Origin of the sequence: Aquiflexum gelatinilyticum (genome assembly GCF_024813435.1) — a bacterium.
Classification (GTDB): Bacteria; Bacteroidota; Bacteroidia; order Cytophagales; family Cyclobacteriaceae; genus Cognataquiflexum; species Cognataquiflexum gelatinilyticum.
Genome location: NZ_JANAEZ010000008.1, coordinates 97766 through 114658 on the forward strand (window position 1 = coordinate 97766; position 16893 = coordinate 114658).

Here is a 16893-nt window from a genome sequence, read left to right on the forward strand (position 1 = left end):
AATAAGAACCTTCGGTCAAAAGCCGAAGGTTTTTTTATTCAAACAATTTAAAAACAGGGTTAGGAACATGCGCAACCTCAAGAAGTTTGGCCATTTCTTTGACTAATTCAGGATTCGAATCAGCCACATTCCGGGATTCTGAGGGATCTTCTTTAAGATTATACAGTTCAATGGGAGCATTCCTGTCTTTTTTGACATTCAGCCTGACTGCTTTCCAGTCTCCTTTTCGGATGGCCTGCCTACCTCCCAATTCGACAAATTCCCAATAGAGGTATTCATGCTGCATTTGGCCTGACTCGCCTTTTAAGGTGGGAACAAATGAAATCCCGTCAATTTTGCTTTCGACTTTTTCCCCTACGATCTCGGCAAAAGTGGGTAAGAAATCCCAAAAAGCTGAAACGTGGTCAGTCTGTGATCCAGGTTTAGTTTTTCCAGGCCACTTCACAATCAGTGAAGTCCGGATTCCTCCTTCATACAAATCTCTTTTGTACCCCCTTCTCCCTGCATTGCTTTGGAAAAAATCGGGGTCGTTGCCACCTTCCTGATGTGGTCCGTTGTCTGAAGCAAAAATGATGATGGTGTTTTCGGTCAATCCGAGTTCTTCGAGTTTTTGGATAATCTCTCCGATTTGCCTGTCCAATTGCTCCACCATGGAAGCATAAACCGCTCGGGGATATTCCACTGATTGGTAGCCAGGAATAATGATTTCCGGACCATAGTCATGTCCTTTGGGAGCGAGATACGGTTTTTCATCCCCAAACTTCTCTCTATACTTTTTCAATAATACAGTGTCGGATGTCGCCAACTCGGCATGTGGCGTCACCATAGGCACAAACATAAAGAACGGCTTGTCTTTATTGTTTTCGATAAATTGTAAGGATTCTTGATGGATGACTTTGGGAGCATAGGTGGTTTGGTTGGTCCAGTCATTCCCATCTAGCATCACTTTTTGATTGTTGTTCCAAAGGTATTCAGGATAGTAGCGGTGGGCATAGCGTTGGCAATTGTATCCAAAAAACCTGTCGAAGCCTTGGTTATTGGGATCTCCTGAAGTGCCTACAAATCCCAACCCCCATTTTCCAAAAGCACCTGTAGCATAACCTGCCTTTTTCATCATTTTGGGAATAGTCAAAATTGTATCCGGCATGGGATATTGACCTTCAGGTTGGACTTCAAAATTTCCACGGATCGGCGTATGTCCTGTATGCAAGCCTGTCATCAATGCTGACCGCGATGGTGCGCAAACAGTGGTTCCGGTATAATGATTTGTAAAAAGCATTCCATCCCCTGCAAGCTTATCGATATTTGGGGTTTCGATTTTTGTTTGCCCTGTTACCCCCAAGTCTCCGTAGCCAAGGTCATCAGCGAGTATAAAAATGATGTTGGGTTTCGTGGATTCTGTTTCCTCTATGGATTTTTCTTTGCTTTGTCCACAAGAAATCAACCCAATGATCAGAAAAAAGAAAAGGAAGAATTGAAGTTTCATAATTCAGTCTTAGTTCAGGAAAATAAAATTATGGAAATAAAATCACCATTCCTTAACGCTTCAGATTCTTCATCTGCTCAGCATTGTCAATGATGACTTCATTGTACATCAACGTCCAGCCCATGGATTTGGTGAGGACATAAATATTGACCAATTCGCTCATCAGTCTCTCCTGTGCATTGTCCTTGAGACCTGATGATTCAATTTTCTTGCGGAATTGGGCGGTCACACTGTTCTTGATTTTATTGTAATCCTTTGCTTCAAATTTATTGAAGTAATCCTGTGTCACGTCATAATATTCGATTTCAGGATAGATATTGATGACGGGTTCCGGGATCTTGGTGATTACCACCGTCTTGTTGTCCTCATCAATCCTCGTTTCCAATTGCCTCAGGTCATACTCAACTGTCGCTTTGGCGTTTGCCACAACCAAGGCTTTTTTGTCCGAAGTGACGATATCCAAAAAAAGATTCTGTGAATTTTTGAAAGTAAATACCTGTGAAAAATACCCCTCTGTCACAATCAATTTTCCAACATTTTGGATTTGTTGCTGAATCATGGCCGAGTTGGCTCGGATCTCGTCTTTGTTTTCCCTTTTCCCTACAAAATACCAAATGCTTCCAAGTACCAAAAGTGCCGCAATAAAGCCGAAAATAAACCTGTTCATGATCAAAGATTTTGCTTAAAGTTGGGGAAAATTAAGTGCGTTTACAAAGAAATTTGGAGGATCTAAATCAAATAGATTTCAAGAAATAGATCAGTTCAACAGGTTTATTTGATTCCAGAATCCTGCAGGACCAAAACTCACGCTTTGACTTCTGAAATGTCCAAGTCCTTTCTCTTTCTCCCATAAGATTTATCCTTTTCACCAAAGTAATCTTATCAATCCAACCCACAAAAAACAAGTCCGCTTGGTATCGCTTGGCACAAAAAGCATCATACAGGTATTTAGGATCTTTAAGGCCCAAATCAACCTTCAAAGCCTTTAACCAATCGTCTTTTGCTTTTCTTCTTTGGTTGAAAAAAACCTGCAAGTGAATATCCCCTCTAAGGTTTTCGATTTTCTCTTCCCTTCTGATCAGTTTGATATCCCGGTTGAGAAGGGCATTTTTGACCGTTTGGTCCGCATTGGGAACCAAGGAAGTCTTGAGTTCAATATTTTGGCCTTTATATACAAAGTCTATGTCTACCTGATCGTCCTCCAATATTAGATTCGTCCTTTCAACTTCAATCCCATTTTCTTTGAGCCATTTCTGGATCGCAAATTCGCCCAAATACCCTCTGATCATGCAATCAAATTGGATGTTTGGATGACGGAATCGGAGATTGTCCAATTCCGAGATACTGGTATTTTCAATTGCTTTTTGGATCGATTCGAGGATTTCTGATTCGGTCAGAGGAAGGTGAAGGATATGCTCGAAACTGACCATTCTGTTTTCTCAAGATTCAAAAATGTGACTTTCTTCCTGGTGGTTTTCTTTTGCTTTCTCCAAAAATCCGGTTTTAAAATATTTAAGATTTTGTGCAATCGGAGCATGAAGTTTTTTGGGTCCCTGATAGCCTTGGATCACCTTAGAAACACGCGTATAGGTCACTTCTTCGCAGATATTGTTCTCATTGTTGGTACAGAGGATAAACTGTCTTTTGCCCCTATCCGCTTCGTTGGCCTTCAAAACTGCATGCCCAGTCGTCCCCGATCCGGCAAAAAAGTCCAGCACGGTGATTTCTTTGGATTCAAACAAATCGATACAAAACCTGATCAAGCTTATCGGTTTGGGGAATTTGAAAATACTTTGCGCCACCACCTCATTCAGTTCCTGACTTCCTTCCGAATTCAAAAACTGGATCAAAGCCCGGTAGGGAAGCTGCCGTTCGCGTCGCCTGTTCACGTTGTCGACAAACTGATATTGTTTGATATAGACTTTCCATTGCTTGTTGGTTTTTTTGAATACGATAAAATCGTTTTCAATTCCCCATTTCAATTTGTCCTGATTCCACCTCCAAGTGTTGGGCTTCCCAAATTTTCCTCCCGAAAGCATCTCTGTTCCATCGGGCGCGGTAATCACATAATCCATGCTTTCACTATACGACCCTCGATAATCCAAATCACGCAGGTAATATTTCCCCCTAAACTCCACATGTTCATCTGAAAGTCTATACTTCTTGTCACTTTCTACATCGAGCTTCTCCTTCGCAAACTTCAATTCGGCTTTGTTTTTTGCGAAGCAAAGCATGTAGTCAAACTCCACTGCGACCTGACCGCTGTCATGTCCGGAACCGGCTTTATTTTTTCTGACAAATTGGGCTACAAAATTCTCTTCTCCAAAAATCTCCTGACAGAGCAACTTCAGCTGTGCAATCTCATTGTCATCGATGGAAATAAAAATCGCACCGGAGCTTTTCAAAAGATTTTTAGCTAGGTTCAGCCGCTTCCACATAAAGGACAGCCACTTGCTGTGTCGATACCCGTCATTGATGTCCACATAGCGGTCATTGTAGAGAAACTCGTTTTCTTTACCGGTGTTGTAAGGAGGATCTATGTAAATGAGGTCAATTTTGCCCTGATGGGTCTGATTTAAAACTGTGAGTGAGTGAAAATTGTCGCCTTCGATCAGCAGATGGGTAGGTTGACCGGCACTGTTGAAAATCTCCCTGTCTTGGATTTCCCGCAATACCGGAACTTTATCCTGAATTTCAGCAACCACTTTTTCAGGTTCCTTTTCTTCCTCCCATACCAATCCATACTTCCTGCTTCTGTCCAAGTGGTGGATCATCTCAAGAAGTTGTTCTTTGGAAAGGTTACTGTAATCGGATTTGCTCATTCAGAGTGTTTTCTAAATTGAAACACTAAAAATACAATTTATTCCCAAAAGCACTTGGTGTAGATTAAAAATAGCCGTTATCTTAAGGTATTACTAAAAAATGCATGGTTTTTGCAACTCAGGTAAATGGTTAGTATAAATGGGAGTGGTCGGTTACAATTGATTTTATTTCTAAATATATCCCAACATCAACAAAACATCAGGTTGCGTGAATTGCAACTATTTTGTGATTAAATTAGTGAATGTCTAACCGCAGTCTCACAAATACGGACTGCATAAATATAAAAGTCATGTCACAGCTATTGAATTCAATATTTAGAATCGCCAAAAAAAGCCTCAAAACCGTTGAGCCTGCCGTGATGCTATTTTCAGGTACATACCTGTTGACCCAGGGCATTCAAAATAAAAATCTTCCGATGGGTCTTGCCGGAGGAATGCTTGTCTTTCGAGGAGGTTTAGACTTGGGCAAAGTCATTGAAGAAAGTGATTTGAAAGAATTAGAGGTGGAAAAAATCAAATAGTCCATACGTTCCATATCGATCTGTAGTCCACTTTGACTGACTTCGACCCTTCAAACCCAGTCTCTGATGTTTCTCTCAAGAAACAACAGGTTCATTATTTTGAGTAAAATAATCTCCCGCATCTATCTCGAATTCATTGAATCTTTCTTTTATGAAACCGATGCAGCTGCGGGAGTTTTTTATGTGTAATAACTTTTTGGTGTCAAAAACTCATTTTCCAAACTTTCCAAAAATCCAGTCGTCAGCTTTTTTACCTTGCTCAGGATAAGTCCAATGCCCGGTCTCAGGAACCACAAAAACATCTTTTGAGGCTTTAATTTCATTGAATGCTGAATAGTAGGAAGTAGGTGGGCAAGTGTCATCATTGTATCCCCAAGTGTAAAATCCGGGGGTTTTGAGAATCCTTGCAAAATTGACCACATCATAATAACCGATGGTTTCGATGACTTCGGGCTTGTTGAATTTCTGTAAATTATTACCGGCAAAAACATGGGGCCAACCTCCTGCCCTTCCTTCGAGATATCCTGTCATGTCACTCATGGCCGGATACATGGCAGTGAGGTATTTGATCCGAGGATCCAAGGCCGCTGTAATGATCGACAACGCGCCACCCTGACTTCCGCCTTGGATGCCTAGATTTTTGCCGTCATACTCGGGTAGGGAAACCAAAAAGTCAACCGCACGGATACATCCCAAATAAACCCTCTTGTAATAGTAAAGGTCTTTGTCCCAAATATTAAAAGTCGGATAACCATTCAGAGCCGCAGAACCAAGGTTGTTGTATACTTCCTGATTCATGTCAATCGGGATTCCGTGGATACCGATCTGCAAGGTAATCGCCCCACGGACAGATTTGTTGGCGTCACCGAAGTAAGGCCTGATACCTGCACCGGGGACCAACAAAATAGCAGGATATTTATCGCCGCCTTTGGGTACAGACAAGACGCCATAAATTCGGCTATTTCGCACATTTTGAAAATTGACATGATATACATCCACTTGGTCTGTGCTTCTTTCAGGTTGGTGGACCATCTTGGCATCCATCGGGATTTTGGCAAGTTCAGCTTTTCCTGTGTTCCAAAACTCTTCAAAATCCTTTGGCATTTTGACGGTAGGTTTGATTTTATCAGGCTCAAATCCTGCGGTTCCGATACCCCGATATTCTTTTCCGTCTATGGTTGCAAAAACCTCACACCTGAGGAATCCGGGATTTTTCATAGTGAATTTTTCGATGGTTGCCTTTCCATCTTTCAGTTTCAAGGAGCCTTCTTTGATCGGTTCCATTTTTTCTTCTTTGACTACATAGCGGACATTTTCTACAGCTACAGGTCGGCCTGATTGGGTGACAGAAACAGAAAATTCCACGTTCTGACCTGTTTTATAGGTCCAATCTTCCCTGTCCGGGACGACAGAGATTTCGAGGAATTGCCTTGGGATCTGGGAAAAAGACTCAACAGAAATGCTAAAGCAAAGCAGAAGCAGCATCCCAAAATGGAAATGCAGGTTTGGTTTGAAAGTTGATTTTTGATTCATGGTCATTTTGGTTTGTCGCTTGAATATACTTTGAAATCTGCAATTATTATGAGCAATTAGAATCCTGTACCTTCCTTCTTTTTTTGAATCTCCGTTTACACATTTCATTCTAGGCTATTAAAAAGGAATGATTTACCTTATATTCAATTTCCATAATAACACTATCATCCACCAGCCAAACTCCCCCTTATGAAACGCATAATAAGCTACTTACCCCTTTTATTCCTCCTGCTTTCCTATGAAGCAATAGGACAGACAAAGTCCAACCTGACACTTTTGGACCTTTTTGATCTGGAATATGTCTCCGATCCGCAGATTTCACCGGATGGCAGCAAGATCATTTATGTCCGCAATTTCAAGGATGTCATGACTGACAGCGACCTGTCCAATCTCTGGATAGTCAATTTTGACGGAAGTCAAAACAGGCCGCTGACCCAAGGAAATCAGCGGGATTTTATGCCGAGATGGTCACATGACGGCAGCAAGATTGTATTCAAATCCAATATGCAGGATGAGAAAATGAAGCTTTATCTGATGTGGCTTGACACGAAAGAGACTGTGGCTTTGACCAATTCGGCAATTGCACCCGGAGAAGTGTCATGGTCCGGAGACGACAAACAACTGGCGTTTACCATGTTTGTCCCAAAAGAAAACAAGTCAACATTGCTTAAAATCCCTACAAAACCTGCGGGAGCAAAATGGAACGATGCACCGATTTATATTGATCAGATGAACTACAGGAGCGACGGAGCGGGCTACTTAAAAAGCGGGAACACACAGATTTTTACTTTGGGAATCGACGGCGGAAAACCTACCCAACTCACTTTTTCCGAATTGAACCATGGCAATCCAATTTGGTCCAAAGACGGAAAGTCGCTCATATTTTCTGCAAACCTCCACGAAAAGCACGAGCTCGAACCATTGAATTCCGAAGTTTACCAACTCACCCTTTCTGATGGAAAAATCACTCCTTTGACGAAAAGATTTGGTCCTGACTCTAATCCTGTATTGTCTCCCGACGGCAGCAAAATCGCCTATTTGGGATTTGACGACAGGTTTCAGGGATATCAGGTGACCAAACTCTATGTAATGAATGCCGACGGAACAGACTCCAAAATGCTTGGTGGGGATCTTGACCGAGATATTGAAAATATCATTTGGGAAGGAAACAGCAGGGGAATTTATTTCCAATATGGCGAACATGGAGATATCAAAATAGGCCATGTTGCACTTACGGGAAAAGTACGGACCATCACTGAGGGACTTGGTGGCTTGGATTTGGGCAGACCATATGTTGTGGGACAGTTTACAGTTTCTGCTAATCATCGCTTTGCCTATACTTTAGGGGGAACGGAGCATCCGGCTGATTTGGGTACTTGGGGAGATGGAAATACCAACAGGCTCACAAGGGTCAATGACGATTTATTTGCCTCAAGAAAAATAGGCAGTGTAGAAGAAATCTGGTGGGAATCGTCTTTTGACAAAAGGAAAGTACAGGGATGGATCATCACGCCTCCTGATTTCGATCCTGCGGAAAAATACCCGATGATCCTCGAAATCCATGGAGGACCATTCACCATGTATGGCAAATCATTCACATATGAATTGCAGGCGATGGCTGCTGCCGGCTATGTCGTCCTCTATACCAATCCTAGAGGTAGCACCGGATATGGAGAAGAATTTGGGAATCTCATCCACCACAATTACCCGAGCAACGATTATGATGACCTGATGTCCGGCGTGGATGCCGTGATTGCTAAAGGCTACATCGATACAAAAAATCTGTTTGTTACCGGAGGAAGTGGTGGAGGTGTACTTACTGCTTGGATCATAGGGAAAACAGACCGTTTCAAAGCTGCCGTAGTTGCCAAGCCTGTCATCAATTGGTACAGCCATGCCCTCTATGCTGATAATCCGGCGTTCTTTACCAAGTATTGGTTCCCGGGAAAACCTTGGGAAGAAACTGAAAATTATATGAAGCGGTCCCCGATCTCCTTGGTCGGCAATGTCAAAACCCCGACCATGTTGCTGACAGGCGAATCAGATTTCAGAACTCCGATAGGAGAATCTGAGCAATATTATGCCGCATTGAAGTTAGAAGAAGTCGAAACAGCTATGGTCAGAATCCCCAATGCTTCCCACGGATTGGTTGACAAGCCAAGTATGCTGATGAGTAAAGTGGCTGCGATATTGAGTTGGTTTGACCATTATAAGGAAAAGCCCTGATTTTGCCCTCTTGGCGTAGTTTGTAACTACGCCTTTTTATGATTTTGAATTTGTAATTCTACCTTTTCAACAAAAACTTAAAATTGTTTTGTAAAGCCAAAATTCCAATTGCAAATTGGAAGGATAAAAGGGTGGAATTACAAATTCCATCCAGTCCTAGCATTTGACGTTTGACTACAGCTAGGAGGGTCTTTAGCGTACGTTTTTATTTTTTTATGCGCATCCATTTACACTGAAGTCCCTAAATTCCTGTGTATCTAACACAAAACTTATCCGCCAATAATTACTACAACCATCTAAAACCATTAATTCAGTATCCATATCACATTCAACAGATTCTTTAAACAGATTTATATAAATCACTTTTTCTCCATTTTCATCTATATAGCCAAAATACTGTCTATTGTAATTTAAAAGGTTGTTCTCTAAATATTCACTGTTATTAAACTGATTTGGATGTTCTTTATTTATCTTGGCAATCTTGGTTTTTAGTAATTTTTCAATCTGAATTATGTCTTCTTTATCTGGAATAAATCTTGAAAAATCTTTTGGTATTGAATAAATAAGGCTACTGACAGTCATAATAATTCCATTTGAGGTTTTAGTTTTCACTAATCTTTCAGAACAGTCTACTTGAGCAATAGTGACTTGGCTAATGAAAAAGATTCCAATTATAAGTAGTGCTTTCATTTTATCTGTTTGGTACCGTTAATTTATGCCGCGTTGCTGTATTAAAAGCATATCACAGTCCAGCAGACAAAACGTTCTTTAAAATACAAGTTAACAAACCAACACGTCACAAGCAATGATGCAAATATTTTGTTGGCAGTTGATTAATTTTCAAGGTAATCAATCATTCCTTCCAATTCGCTTTTATCAGCGACCGTTATACTCCCCTGTCCGTTGGGGATAGAGACCTGTACGATTGGTACTGCCATTATTTTGTTCCCAATTACAAAGCATAATGGCTTTCCCACATTTCTCTCGGTCATTTCTTTAAATTTCAATATTCCTACATCATTAAGCCTGAAACCCAAAGAATAAATTATTTCGTGGTCGGATTCTTCGCGAAAAAATTTGTCAAAGTCCGCAAATGAAATGAATGTTGTCGTATCTAACTTAAATGATTCTTCACTGTTATAAAATTTATACTCTTTACCATTTTCAGCAAGTTCATACAATCCCCCAATTTTTGTAATATTAAATTCAATAACACCATTCTGTCTGCCACAACTTGTCAGAATAAACAAAAATGTCAATTTAATTAATGTAGTTCTGAATTTACTCATCTGTTCTAAAATTAAATTGCTGCCAAATTATTTATAAAAATACCAAAGCTATACTTACCTAGCCAAAACAGGAATTGCAATAGGCATAATTTATCCCCACTCAATTCTATCCTCAAATGTTTGACGGAAGTTAGGATCTTGACCTCTATAAAGTAAAGCCTTGATTTTCCCATCTAGATAAAATCAAATTTTCCCTGATCAGTTTTTTGATCGCAGGAATATTGGCATAGTCAATGTTCTTGCCTTCAAAAAACGCGGGGAGATCAGTCATGTGGGTAATCACCTGATCCAATTCTGCATCCTTAATCCCTGATTTCAACAGTTGCCTCCTGAGCTCGACCATCAGCGCCAAAAGGCTCCAATTCTGAAAATCCCCATTGAGGAAATCGCCCTTTTTCCCTGAAGATTTATCCAAACCCAAGGCGATTTCACGTACATCGTCTATACTCGCCGTGATTAGAATCTGGGAGTTTTCACCTTTTTTATCGCTAAGTTCATCGATAAAATATATCACCCGATTGAACTTGTAGCTGATCTCCAAATCCAGTTTTTCCACCAATTCGGTTTGGGATTTTTTGTCTTCTTTTTTCTCTTTATAATCATCATAGGCCACCACCCCACCGGAGAGAAAAACAGCAGACAATATCCAAAGGCCGAGTTTGCTGTTGAAAAAATAAATCACTTTCCCCCATCCAATCTTTTTGTCAGCTTCATTTTGAAGTTTTTCCCTGACTTCAAACCGGCAAGTTTCCCTTAATCTGATAAGCTCTTTTTCTTCTTCTGACAACATATTAAAATCAATTTTTTGGATTATTGATTTGAATTTATTGGAAAAAAAATTAGGCTTAAATGATTATTTGCCAATAATCCAACAATCCTTACCAATCAGGACAGAAAACCCTTTTTCAAAAAAAATCCCAATTCCGGCGAGAGTGAATCTTGTAGGAATTAGGATTGATAAAACAATTTATTTTTTAATGTAGTACGCTTTATGGTAACTATCCTAATAAAACTCGGGTTGAGGTTCAATTGCACAAGCTGTGGACTGTCGGCTATCGACTATGGTCGATTATCCGCAAGTCATAGGCTTGATTTGGATATACCGGGAAGAGCGGATAATCATATTACTTCTTCTTCATTCCTTTCGCCGTCCTGTCTTCATAGGCCGGAGCAGGAGTCATGGTAGATGGATGGGTAGGAATGAGTTTCAATACTTCCTGCACTACCCTTTCCATCTGCGGATCTCTACCCTGCATCATAAGATTTGGGTCATCCCACACGACGATATCCGGACTTACACCCTCTCCTTCCCAAAACCAATGTCCAGCATTGTCATAGAGTCTGGCATCCGGAACGGTGATTCCTCCACCGTCTATCAACTGATGTCCTGTAGCCGGACCAACCAAAATCCCGAGTGTATTTTCTCCTACAATCGGTCCTGCTTTCAACACCTTGAAAGCCCAAGGAAGTCCATCACCGCCGGAACCTGCCCAACCGTTGATCAACATACCCATCGGTCCGGTATTGGCTTTGATCGGGTTGGTATGGTCACGGCCATGTCTCCAATGCAGGTTGTAGACTACCGGTCTTTGGAGTAATTCCAAAAATCTGTCTGCCAACTGACCCCCACCGTTGAATCTTTCGTCGATGATAAATCCTTTTTTGTCCAATTGGCCATAATACATGCTGACCAATTCCCGCTGACCGTCACCGGAAGTATTGGACATGTAGACATAGCCAAGCTGTCCATCGGAAAGCTTCTCGACTAGTTTTCTGTTATTCTCCAGCCACTCTAGGTATCTGAGGTTTGACTCTTCGCCCGGAGAAAGACAGGTGATGACCACGTCTTTGCTTGATTCCGAATTGCCGTTTTTCTGCCCCACTGTCAAGGAAACAGTCTTTCCGCTCAAACCTTCAAATGCCGCATAAGGATCTTTGTTGGGATCGAGCTTGATGCCATTGACAGCAAGGATATAATCCCCTTCCTTCACCTCCACGCCTGACCTGTCAAAAGGCGACCTGACTTCGGTATTCCAGGCAGCGGGTTTTACAATCCTCTTTATTTTATATCGGTCTCCGTCTTTTGCCCACTCGATTCCAAGAAATCCCGTCATCAATGGCGTCACTGATTCTACATCACCGCCATTGGTATAGGTATGGCCTGCGGCAAGTTCTGCCTGCATGTTGGATTGGATATTGGTAATGTCCCAACGTGTTCTGGCATCTTTGATCAAAGCTCCATAACGCTTCCTCATATCCTCCCAATCCACACCCTGCATATTTGGATCGTAGAAGAAATCCCTGTATCGTCTCCAGGTATCATTGAAAATCTGATTCCATTCTTCCCTAGCCACCCAATTCATCACAAGACCAGTGGTAGGGATAGGCTTCTCTATTTTTTGTGCTGCATTTGCTGCAATGATTCCAAATTGTCCATTGCTGGAAATCAAAATGGATTTGCCGTCAGCAGAGACAACATAGTTGTTCACCTTATCCAAAATGGTTTTTTCCTCCCTCTCCTTGATATCATAATACATCAAGGTTGAGCCATTGTCTCCCGATCCGGTCCTAGGATACCGCATGAAAACCAATTTGTCGTCGATGGCTGTCATCTTTCCAAAATTCCCCGGCTTGACAGGAAGGATTACCACCCTAGACTCCAATCCATCAAAATCAATGGATACCTGAACGCCGTTGGCCTTCTTTTCTTCTGGTTTCTTTTCATCAGGCTTCTTGTCCGCGGCAATTGTAATGGTGTCATTTTTTGGAGCCAAAAGAGAAGCCACAGATTTGTTCAAGCTGATTGCCCCGATTTGGGTCGCGTTGGGATATACCCATGTGCCGTCACCCAAAGCTGAGTAAACAGGATCCATATTCCGGTTGGTCTGGAAAAAGAGGTATTTTCCGTCTTTACTAAATGTCGGAGAATCATCTGAGTAATACCCTGAAGTCGCCTGGGTCAATTTGTTTCCTTCTACATCATAGATGAAAATGGCGGTATTTGCATTTTCAAGACCAATCGGAAATGTCACATACTTAGAATCGGGCGACCAACTGATCGGGAACCCCGGAGCTCCACCATGTCCAATGACCCAATGGGTATTGCCTGCTTTTTTGATCTGACCGGAGGTAGCATCTACTATGGAGATATCGTGCTTTTCATCTATGAAAGCTAATTTTTTGCTATCAGGAGACCAATGCAAGGTGTATCCAAATCCTCCCTTTCGGTCGGTCAACTTTTTGGCTTCCTGATTTCCTTGGGTATTTTGAAGGTAAATTTCATATTCCCCTGATCGGTCACTCCAATAGGCAACAGATTTACCGTCTGGAGACCAAGCTGGGCTGTGGTCCAAAGCACCGCATGATTGGGTCATGTTGAGGGTGAAACCTTCCTTCGAAGGTACATTGAACAGCTCGCCTCTAGCCTGAAAAACAACCCTTTTGGCATCTGGTGAAACGGTCATATTGGCGATGTTTTTGCTCACATCTTTTTGCTGGGCCATTTCAACAGATAGGTCACTTACCACGTGAACATCTACTTTTTTGTAGTTTTTGGTAGCAAGGTCCATCAGATACAGGTCACCTCCCATTTCAAAAACCAATTCTTTTTCGCTAGCCGATAGGTAGGAAATATCAAAATCCTTGAAGGTTGTCAGCTGTGTCAAGGCTTTGGTCTTGGTATCATAAGACCAGATATTCAGCCTCATATCAGGATTATCATCCGAAAGAAAATAAACCGTGGTTCCCGACCAGGCCGGTTTTCCGTCAATAGCTATCCTGTTGGTAACATTTTCGACCTTTTTGGAAGTCATATCATAGATCAGGATATCTGAGTTGTTGCCACTGCGGATTCTTTTGAAAGGATAATTTTCAGTGATTTTGGTGATGTAGGCCAAATGTTTTCCGTCAGGTGAGAAACTCGCCAATTCTCCATAGGGCAAAGGCAACTTTTCCGGAAAGCCACCTTCTTTATTGACCAAGAAAAACTGGTTCAGCAGCCTTCTTCCGCCTAGTTCTCCGGTGGATGCAAACAGCAACTGCTTCCCATCAGGATGCCAGTCGATCATGCGATCAGGGAAAGACTTGTAGGTCACCCGTGTCGGAACACCTCCAGTAACCGGCATCATGAACACATCAAGATTACCATTATAGCTCGCTGAAAAGGCTATGGATTTCCCATCAGGGGAAAATCTCGGCCATGATTCTTCTCCGGGCGAACTCGTCAATTGGGTGGCCATGCCTCCCGCTTTGGGAACTGTCCAGATATCTCCGCCAAATACAAAAGCGATATGGGAATCCGAGACATCCATATACCGCATCAACTTCGCATTGATCTGGGCGAAGGATGGCAGGACAGTGCCAACGAAAAAAAGAAAGGTCAATAGTTTTTTCATAGTGGTTTGGGTTTTGGTATTTTTCAAAAGTTAGCGACTTTAAAGATATTTTTTGATAGCCATGGTTTGAAAATGGGAGATTATGGGACAGAAATGAAAAAAGGCCCTTACAAGGCCTTCATCCATTTTTCGACATCATCCATCCATCGGACTTCAGAAGTGGGATTGATCATACCGTATCCGTGACCGCCTTTTTCGAAGTAGGTATGGGCCACGGGAACATTATTCTGCTTCAATGCCGCTTCGAAAAGGTAGGAGTTCTCTATTTTGACAGGATCATCTTTCGCATGAACAAGGTAGGTTGGTGGCGTTTCGGCGGTGACTTGCTTGTCATTGGAATAGAGGTCGATCATCCCTTGGGGAGGTCTTTCACCGATCAGATTTTTGGACGAACCACTGTGGCCGACCTCTTTATCGAAAGTAATCACAGGGTATACCAAGACCATGAAATCCGGCCTCAGACTGGTTTTCTTTGGGTTTTCGATTACTTCCCTTTTGAAATGAGTACCTGCAGTGGAAGCCAAATGTCCGCCTGCTGAGAAGCCCATGATTCCAATCTGATCTGGTTTTATATTCCATTTGGCTGCATTTTCCCGGACCATTTGGATAGCACGCTGTGCATCCTGAAGCGGCCCGATGCTTTTGTCCTCCATGGCCAATCCATTTGGCAACCTGTATTTCAGCACAAAAGCAGCCACTCCCTTTTTGGCAAATTCCTTTGCCACATCATGGCCTTCATGCCCTGCCGCCAACAACCAATATCCGCCACCGGGACAAATGATGATGGCTTTGCCCGTTGCTGTTTCTTTGGACGGAAGATAAGCAGCCAGTGTGGGGACGGTTACTTTGCTGATAATCAAAATCCCATCAGGCCTTACTTCAGAAGTTTCAACATTGGGCACATCCTTGGAATTAGGAATCGGTCCCTCATATAGAGGCATTTCGGTTTGGGAGAAAAGCAAAGATGACATGAGACAAAAGCAAAAAAGAAAAAGGTATTTCATGAATTGATTTATTTTGGAAGACTTACAATTTATTTTGAAAATTTTAATAGCCTAAGCGGATATTTACCAAGGGAAATAATTCCACCAATCGAAATTCAAACACTTTCAATTGCCTAATACCACCCTCCTGTAAGATACCAAAGAAGGGCTACCTGAATCCTCAACTTCGAGGATAATGTGCAAGGTCTGATTTTCACCCAATTCAGGCATGACAAATTCAATGTCCATGGCATGCGGGTCGAATAATTCCAGGTTTCCTGTATAAGCGCCCGCTTCCTTGTAGATCCACCACTTGTACCTGATTTGGTCTCCGTCGGGATCTATGGTTCCTTTCGCGGAAAGTTTGACGGTTTTTCCCTTTTCAACTTTACCAAAAGCCAAAGCTTTTCCTTTGTTTCCATTCAGTACCACTACAGGATTGTGGTTGGCTTTTTTGAAATCATCGGCGATATTCCAGTCCATCCTTGCCGCAAAATCATGCTGATAAGCTTTTCTCCATCTCCAGATAGTCGCCTGATTGGAAGCTTCCTTTCGGCCATCGGCCAGGGTGATTTCATCTTGGGTATTGATGGAGGATGTCCAGATTTCATCCTTTTCTCCGTAAGATTGCCACCATTCATATCGCCCGGCCCATCCGCCGTATGTGGGGCTTTTGTACCAACCCAAACCGTTATTGATCAAACCAAAAAAAGAAGGGGTATCGCCTTCCATGATATAAATCACATCAAGGTAATTGGCTCCCAAAGGACCGTGGTTTTCCTTGATATTTGCATTCAACCATGGATTGTCGACCAACTCAAAATCTACCAAAGGGGCATTTTTGTACCAACGGTCGCCGGAAATCCCCGTCCAGGTTGCTTTGTAATATTCTCTCCAATTGTCTCCCGCACTTGCATCCACGATATAAAAGATTCCAGGAAAATTATGCCTGACCCAGATCCCAGCAAAGTCCTGATCAGAAATTCCATAAACCCTGAGCTTGGAAACAAATTTTGCAAGTTCAGCTTCAGATCTTGTATGCTGCACTTTCCAAAGTGCCTGTGCCAGACAATTTGCCCCGCCCCAGACAGAAACCCATAGTGGCCTTTCGTCTGCTTTGTCCACGGCTTTGACCAGCATTTCCGAACCCGGAGAATCCTTGCCCTCGCCCACTCCATCCATGCTATACAATGGGAGGTGCTGCGTTGTAACACTCAGAAGGTATTCCATTGTAGGAAATCCAGAAGCATGTTTGTCAAGATTTGATTTGACCTTTCCATAGTTGCGCACCAATTCTTCGATTTTGTCTTTCCGGATTCCGTTTCGCAAATGGGTAGAAGTGGTAGCCACTATTCCCTCGATGTCATATTCATTGGCATATACCAAAAGCCTAACCATAGATTGCTGGTCATCGGGTTCATTGGTGATGTCAGTCAGGACAAAAAGCCGCTGTTTGACGGGCTCTTCGAAGGAAAGTATTGTCTGTCCTTTTAATGCCTGATTAACAGTAAGTAAGACTATACAACAAATGAGGAATAAAGATCTATAGGGCATCGAAATTTCAGGTTTATTTGAAGTTTTTAAGTTAATAATAATTAGAATAAATCTCCTTTCTTCAAATTAAAAATGAAGTGAAAAA

Annotated in this window: 14 protein-coding genes; 3 read left to right on the forward strand and 11 right to left on the reverse strand. The window is 42.1% G+C overall.

Annotated elements, in window-relative coordinates:
• Positions 1 to 34: 34 nt before the first annotated feature.
• From NK987_RS16695 to NK987_RS16710, 4 genes are all read right to left on the reverse strand, one after another.
• Complete coding sequence (locus NK987_RS16695) at positions 35 to 1486, reverse strand: arylsulfatase (RefSeq protein ID WP_259264770.1); 1452 nt, start codon at positions 1484 to 1486, stop codon at positions 35 to 37.
• 52 nt (positions 1487 to 1538) lie between these two features.
• Positions 1539 to 2153: a DUF4230 domain-containing protein gene (locus NK987_RS16700; RefSeq protein ID WP_259264771.1), complete on the reverse strand. Its 615-nt coding sequence runs from the start codon at positions 2151 to 2153 to the stop codon at positions 1539 to 1541.
• Positions 2154 to 2220: 67 nt separating this feature from the next.
• The gene (locus NK987_RS16705; RefSeq protein ID WP_259264772.1) at positions 2221 to 2916 is read right to left on the reverse strand and encodes a hypothetical protein; all 696 of its coding nucleotides are present in this window, start codon (positions 2914 to 2916) and stop codon (positions 2221 to 2223) included.
• 9 nt (positions 2917 to 2925) lie between these two features.
• Positions 2926 to 4308 carry a site-specific DNA-methyltransferase gene (locus tag NK987_RS16710; RefSeq protein ID WP_259264773.1) on the reverse strand — a complete coding sequence of 461 codons (1383 nt, stop codon included), beginning with the start codon at positions 4306 to 4308 and terminating at the stop codon, positions 2926 to 2928.
• Positions 4309 to 4598: 290 nt separating this feature from the next.
• On the opposite strand from NK987_RS16710, the gene NK987_RS16715 reads away from it, so the two are divergent.
• Together NK987_RS16715 and NK987_RS16720 are read left to right on the forward strand one after the other, a co-directional pair.
• Positions 4599 to 4829, forward strand: a complete 231-nt coding sequence (locus tag NK987_RS16715; protein WP_259264774.1) for a hypothetical protein — start codon at positions 4599 to 4601, stop codon at positions 4827 to 4829.
• Between the two features lie 66 nt (positions 4830 to 4895).
• On the forward strand, positions 4896 to 5018 hold the full coding sequence (locus tag NK987_RS16720; RefSeq protein WP_258423838.1) for a hypothetical protein: 123 nt from the start codon (positions 4896 to 4898) through the stop codon (positions 5016 to 5018).
• 21 nt (positions 5019 to 5039) lie between these two features.
• Here the strand turns inward: NK987_RS16720 and NK987_RS16725 are convergent, their stop codons facing one another.
• Positions 5040 to 6362, reverse strand: coding sequence for an acetylxylan esterase (locus NK987_RS16725; protein ID WP_259264775.1), 1323 nt, complete (start codon positions 6360 to 6362; stop codon positions 5040 to 5042).
• 189 nt (positions 6363 to 6551) lie between these two features.
• Here NK987_RS16725 and NK987_RS16730 point away from each other — a divergent pair, with 189 nt between their 5' ends.
• Entirely contained in the window at positions 6552 to 8588 is a 2037-nt protein-coding gene (locus NK987_RS16730; RefSeq protein ID WP_259264776.1) for a S9 family peptidase, read from the forward strand.
• A 213-nt stretch (positions 8589 to 8801) separates the two neighbouring features.
• Here NK987_RS16730 and NK987_RS16735 read toward each other — a convergent pair whose 3' ends face one another.
• From NK987_RS16735 to NK987_RS16760, 6 genes are all read right to left on the reverse strand, one after another.
• Positions 8802 to 9278, reverse strand: a complete 477-nt coding sequence (locus NK987_RS16735; protein WP_259264777.1) for a hypothetical protein — start codon at positions 9276 to 9278, stop codon at positions 8802 to 8804.
• A gap of 143 nt (positions 9279 to 9421) precedes the next feature.
• Positions 9422 to 9838: a SecDF P1 head subdomain-containing protein gene (locus NK987_RS16740; RefSeq protein WP_259264778.1), complete on the reverse strand. Its 417-nt coding sequence runs from the start codon at positions 9836 to 9838 to the stop codon at positions 9422 to 9424.
• 184 nt (positions 9839 to 10022) lie between these two features.
• Positions 10023 to 10667 carry a hypothetical protein gene (locus NK987_RS16745; RefSeq protein ID WP_259264779.1) on the reverse strand — a complete coding sequence of 215 codons (645 nt, stop codon included), beginning with the start codon at positions 10665 to 10667 and terminating at the stop codon, positions 10023 to 10025.
• 334 nt (positions 10668 to 11001) lie between these two features.
• On the reverse strand, positions 11002 to 14271 hold the full coding sequence (locus NK987_RS16750; protein ID WP_259264780.1) for a S41 family peptidase: 3270 nt from the start codon (positions 14269 to 14271) through the stop codon (positions 11002 to 11004).
• Between the two features lie 107 nt (positions 14272 to 14378).
• On the reverse strand, positions 14379 to 15275 hold the full coding sequence (locus NK987_RS16755; protein WP_259264781.1) for an alpha/beta hydrolase: 897 nt from the start codon (positions 15273 to 15275) through the stop codon (positions 14379 to 14381).
• Positions 15276 to 15380: 105 nt separating this feature from the next.
• A complete protein-coding gene (locus tag NK987_RS16760) occupies positions 15381 to 16808 on the reverse strand; it encodes a DUF1593 domain-containing protein (RefSeq protein ID WP_259264782.1) in 1428 nt (475 codons plus the stop codon).
• Positions 16809 to 16893: the final 85 nt, after the last annotated feature.

Bases quoted from the DNA above. Each gene is read 5' to 3' on its own strand.
- NK987_RS16695 (WP_259264770.1), bottom strand. From the start codon at position 1,486: ATGAAACTTCAATTCTTCCTTTTCTTTTTTCTGATCATTGGGTTGATT.
- NK987_RS16700 (WP_259264771.1), bottom strand. From the start codon at position 2,153: ATGAACAGGTTTATTTTCGGCTTTATTGCGGCACTTTTGGTACTTGGA.
- NK987_RS16705 (WP_259264772.1), bottom strand. From the start codon at position 2,916: ATGGTCAGTTTCGAGCATATCCTTCACCTTCCTCTGACCGAATCAGAA.
- NK987_RS16710 (WP_259264773.1), bottom strand. From the start codon at position 4,308: ATGAGCAAATCCGATTACAGTAACCTTTCCAAAGAACAACTTCTTGAG.
- NK987_RS16715 (WP_259264774.1), top strand. From the start codon at position 4,599: ATGTCACAGCTATTGAATTCAATATTTAGAATCGCCAAAAAAAGCCTC.
- NK987_RS16720 (WP_258423838.1), top strand. From the start codon at position 4,896: ATGTTTCTCTCAAGAAACAACAGGTTCATTATTTTGAGTAAAATAATC.
- NK987_RS16725 (WP_259264775.1), bottom strand. From the start codon at position 6,362: ATGAATCAAAAATCAACTTTCAAACCAAACCTGCATTTCCATTTTGGG.
- NK987_RS16730 (WP_259264776.1), top strand. From the start codon at position 6,552: ATGAAACGCATAATAAGCTACTTACCCCTTTTATTCCTCCTGCTTTCC.
- NK987_RS16735 (WP_259264777.1), bottom strand. From the start codon at position 9,278: ATGAAAGCACTACTTATAATTGGAATCTTTTTCATTAGCCAAGTCACT.
- NK987_RS16745 (WP_259264779.1), bottom strand. From the start codon at position 10,667: ATGTTGTCAGAAGAAGAAAAAGAGCTTATCAGATTAAGGGAAACTTGC.
- NK987_RS16750 (WP_259264780.1), bottom strand. From the start codon at position 14,271: ATGAAAAAACTATTGACCTTTCTTTTTTTCGTTGGCACTGTCCTGCCA.
- NK987_RS16755 (WP_259264781.1), bottom strand. From the start codon at position 15,275: ATGAAATACCTTTTTCTTTTTTGCTTTTGTCTCATGTCATCTTTGCTT.
- NK987_RS16760 (WP_259264782.1), bottom strand. From the start codon at position 16,808: ATGCCCTATAGATCTTTATTCCTCATTTGTTGTATAGTCTTACTTACT.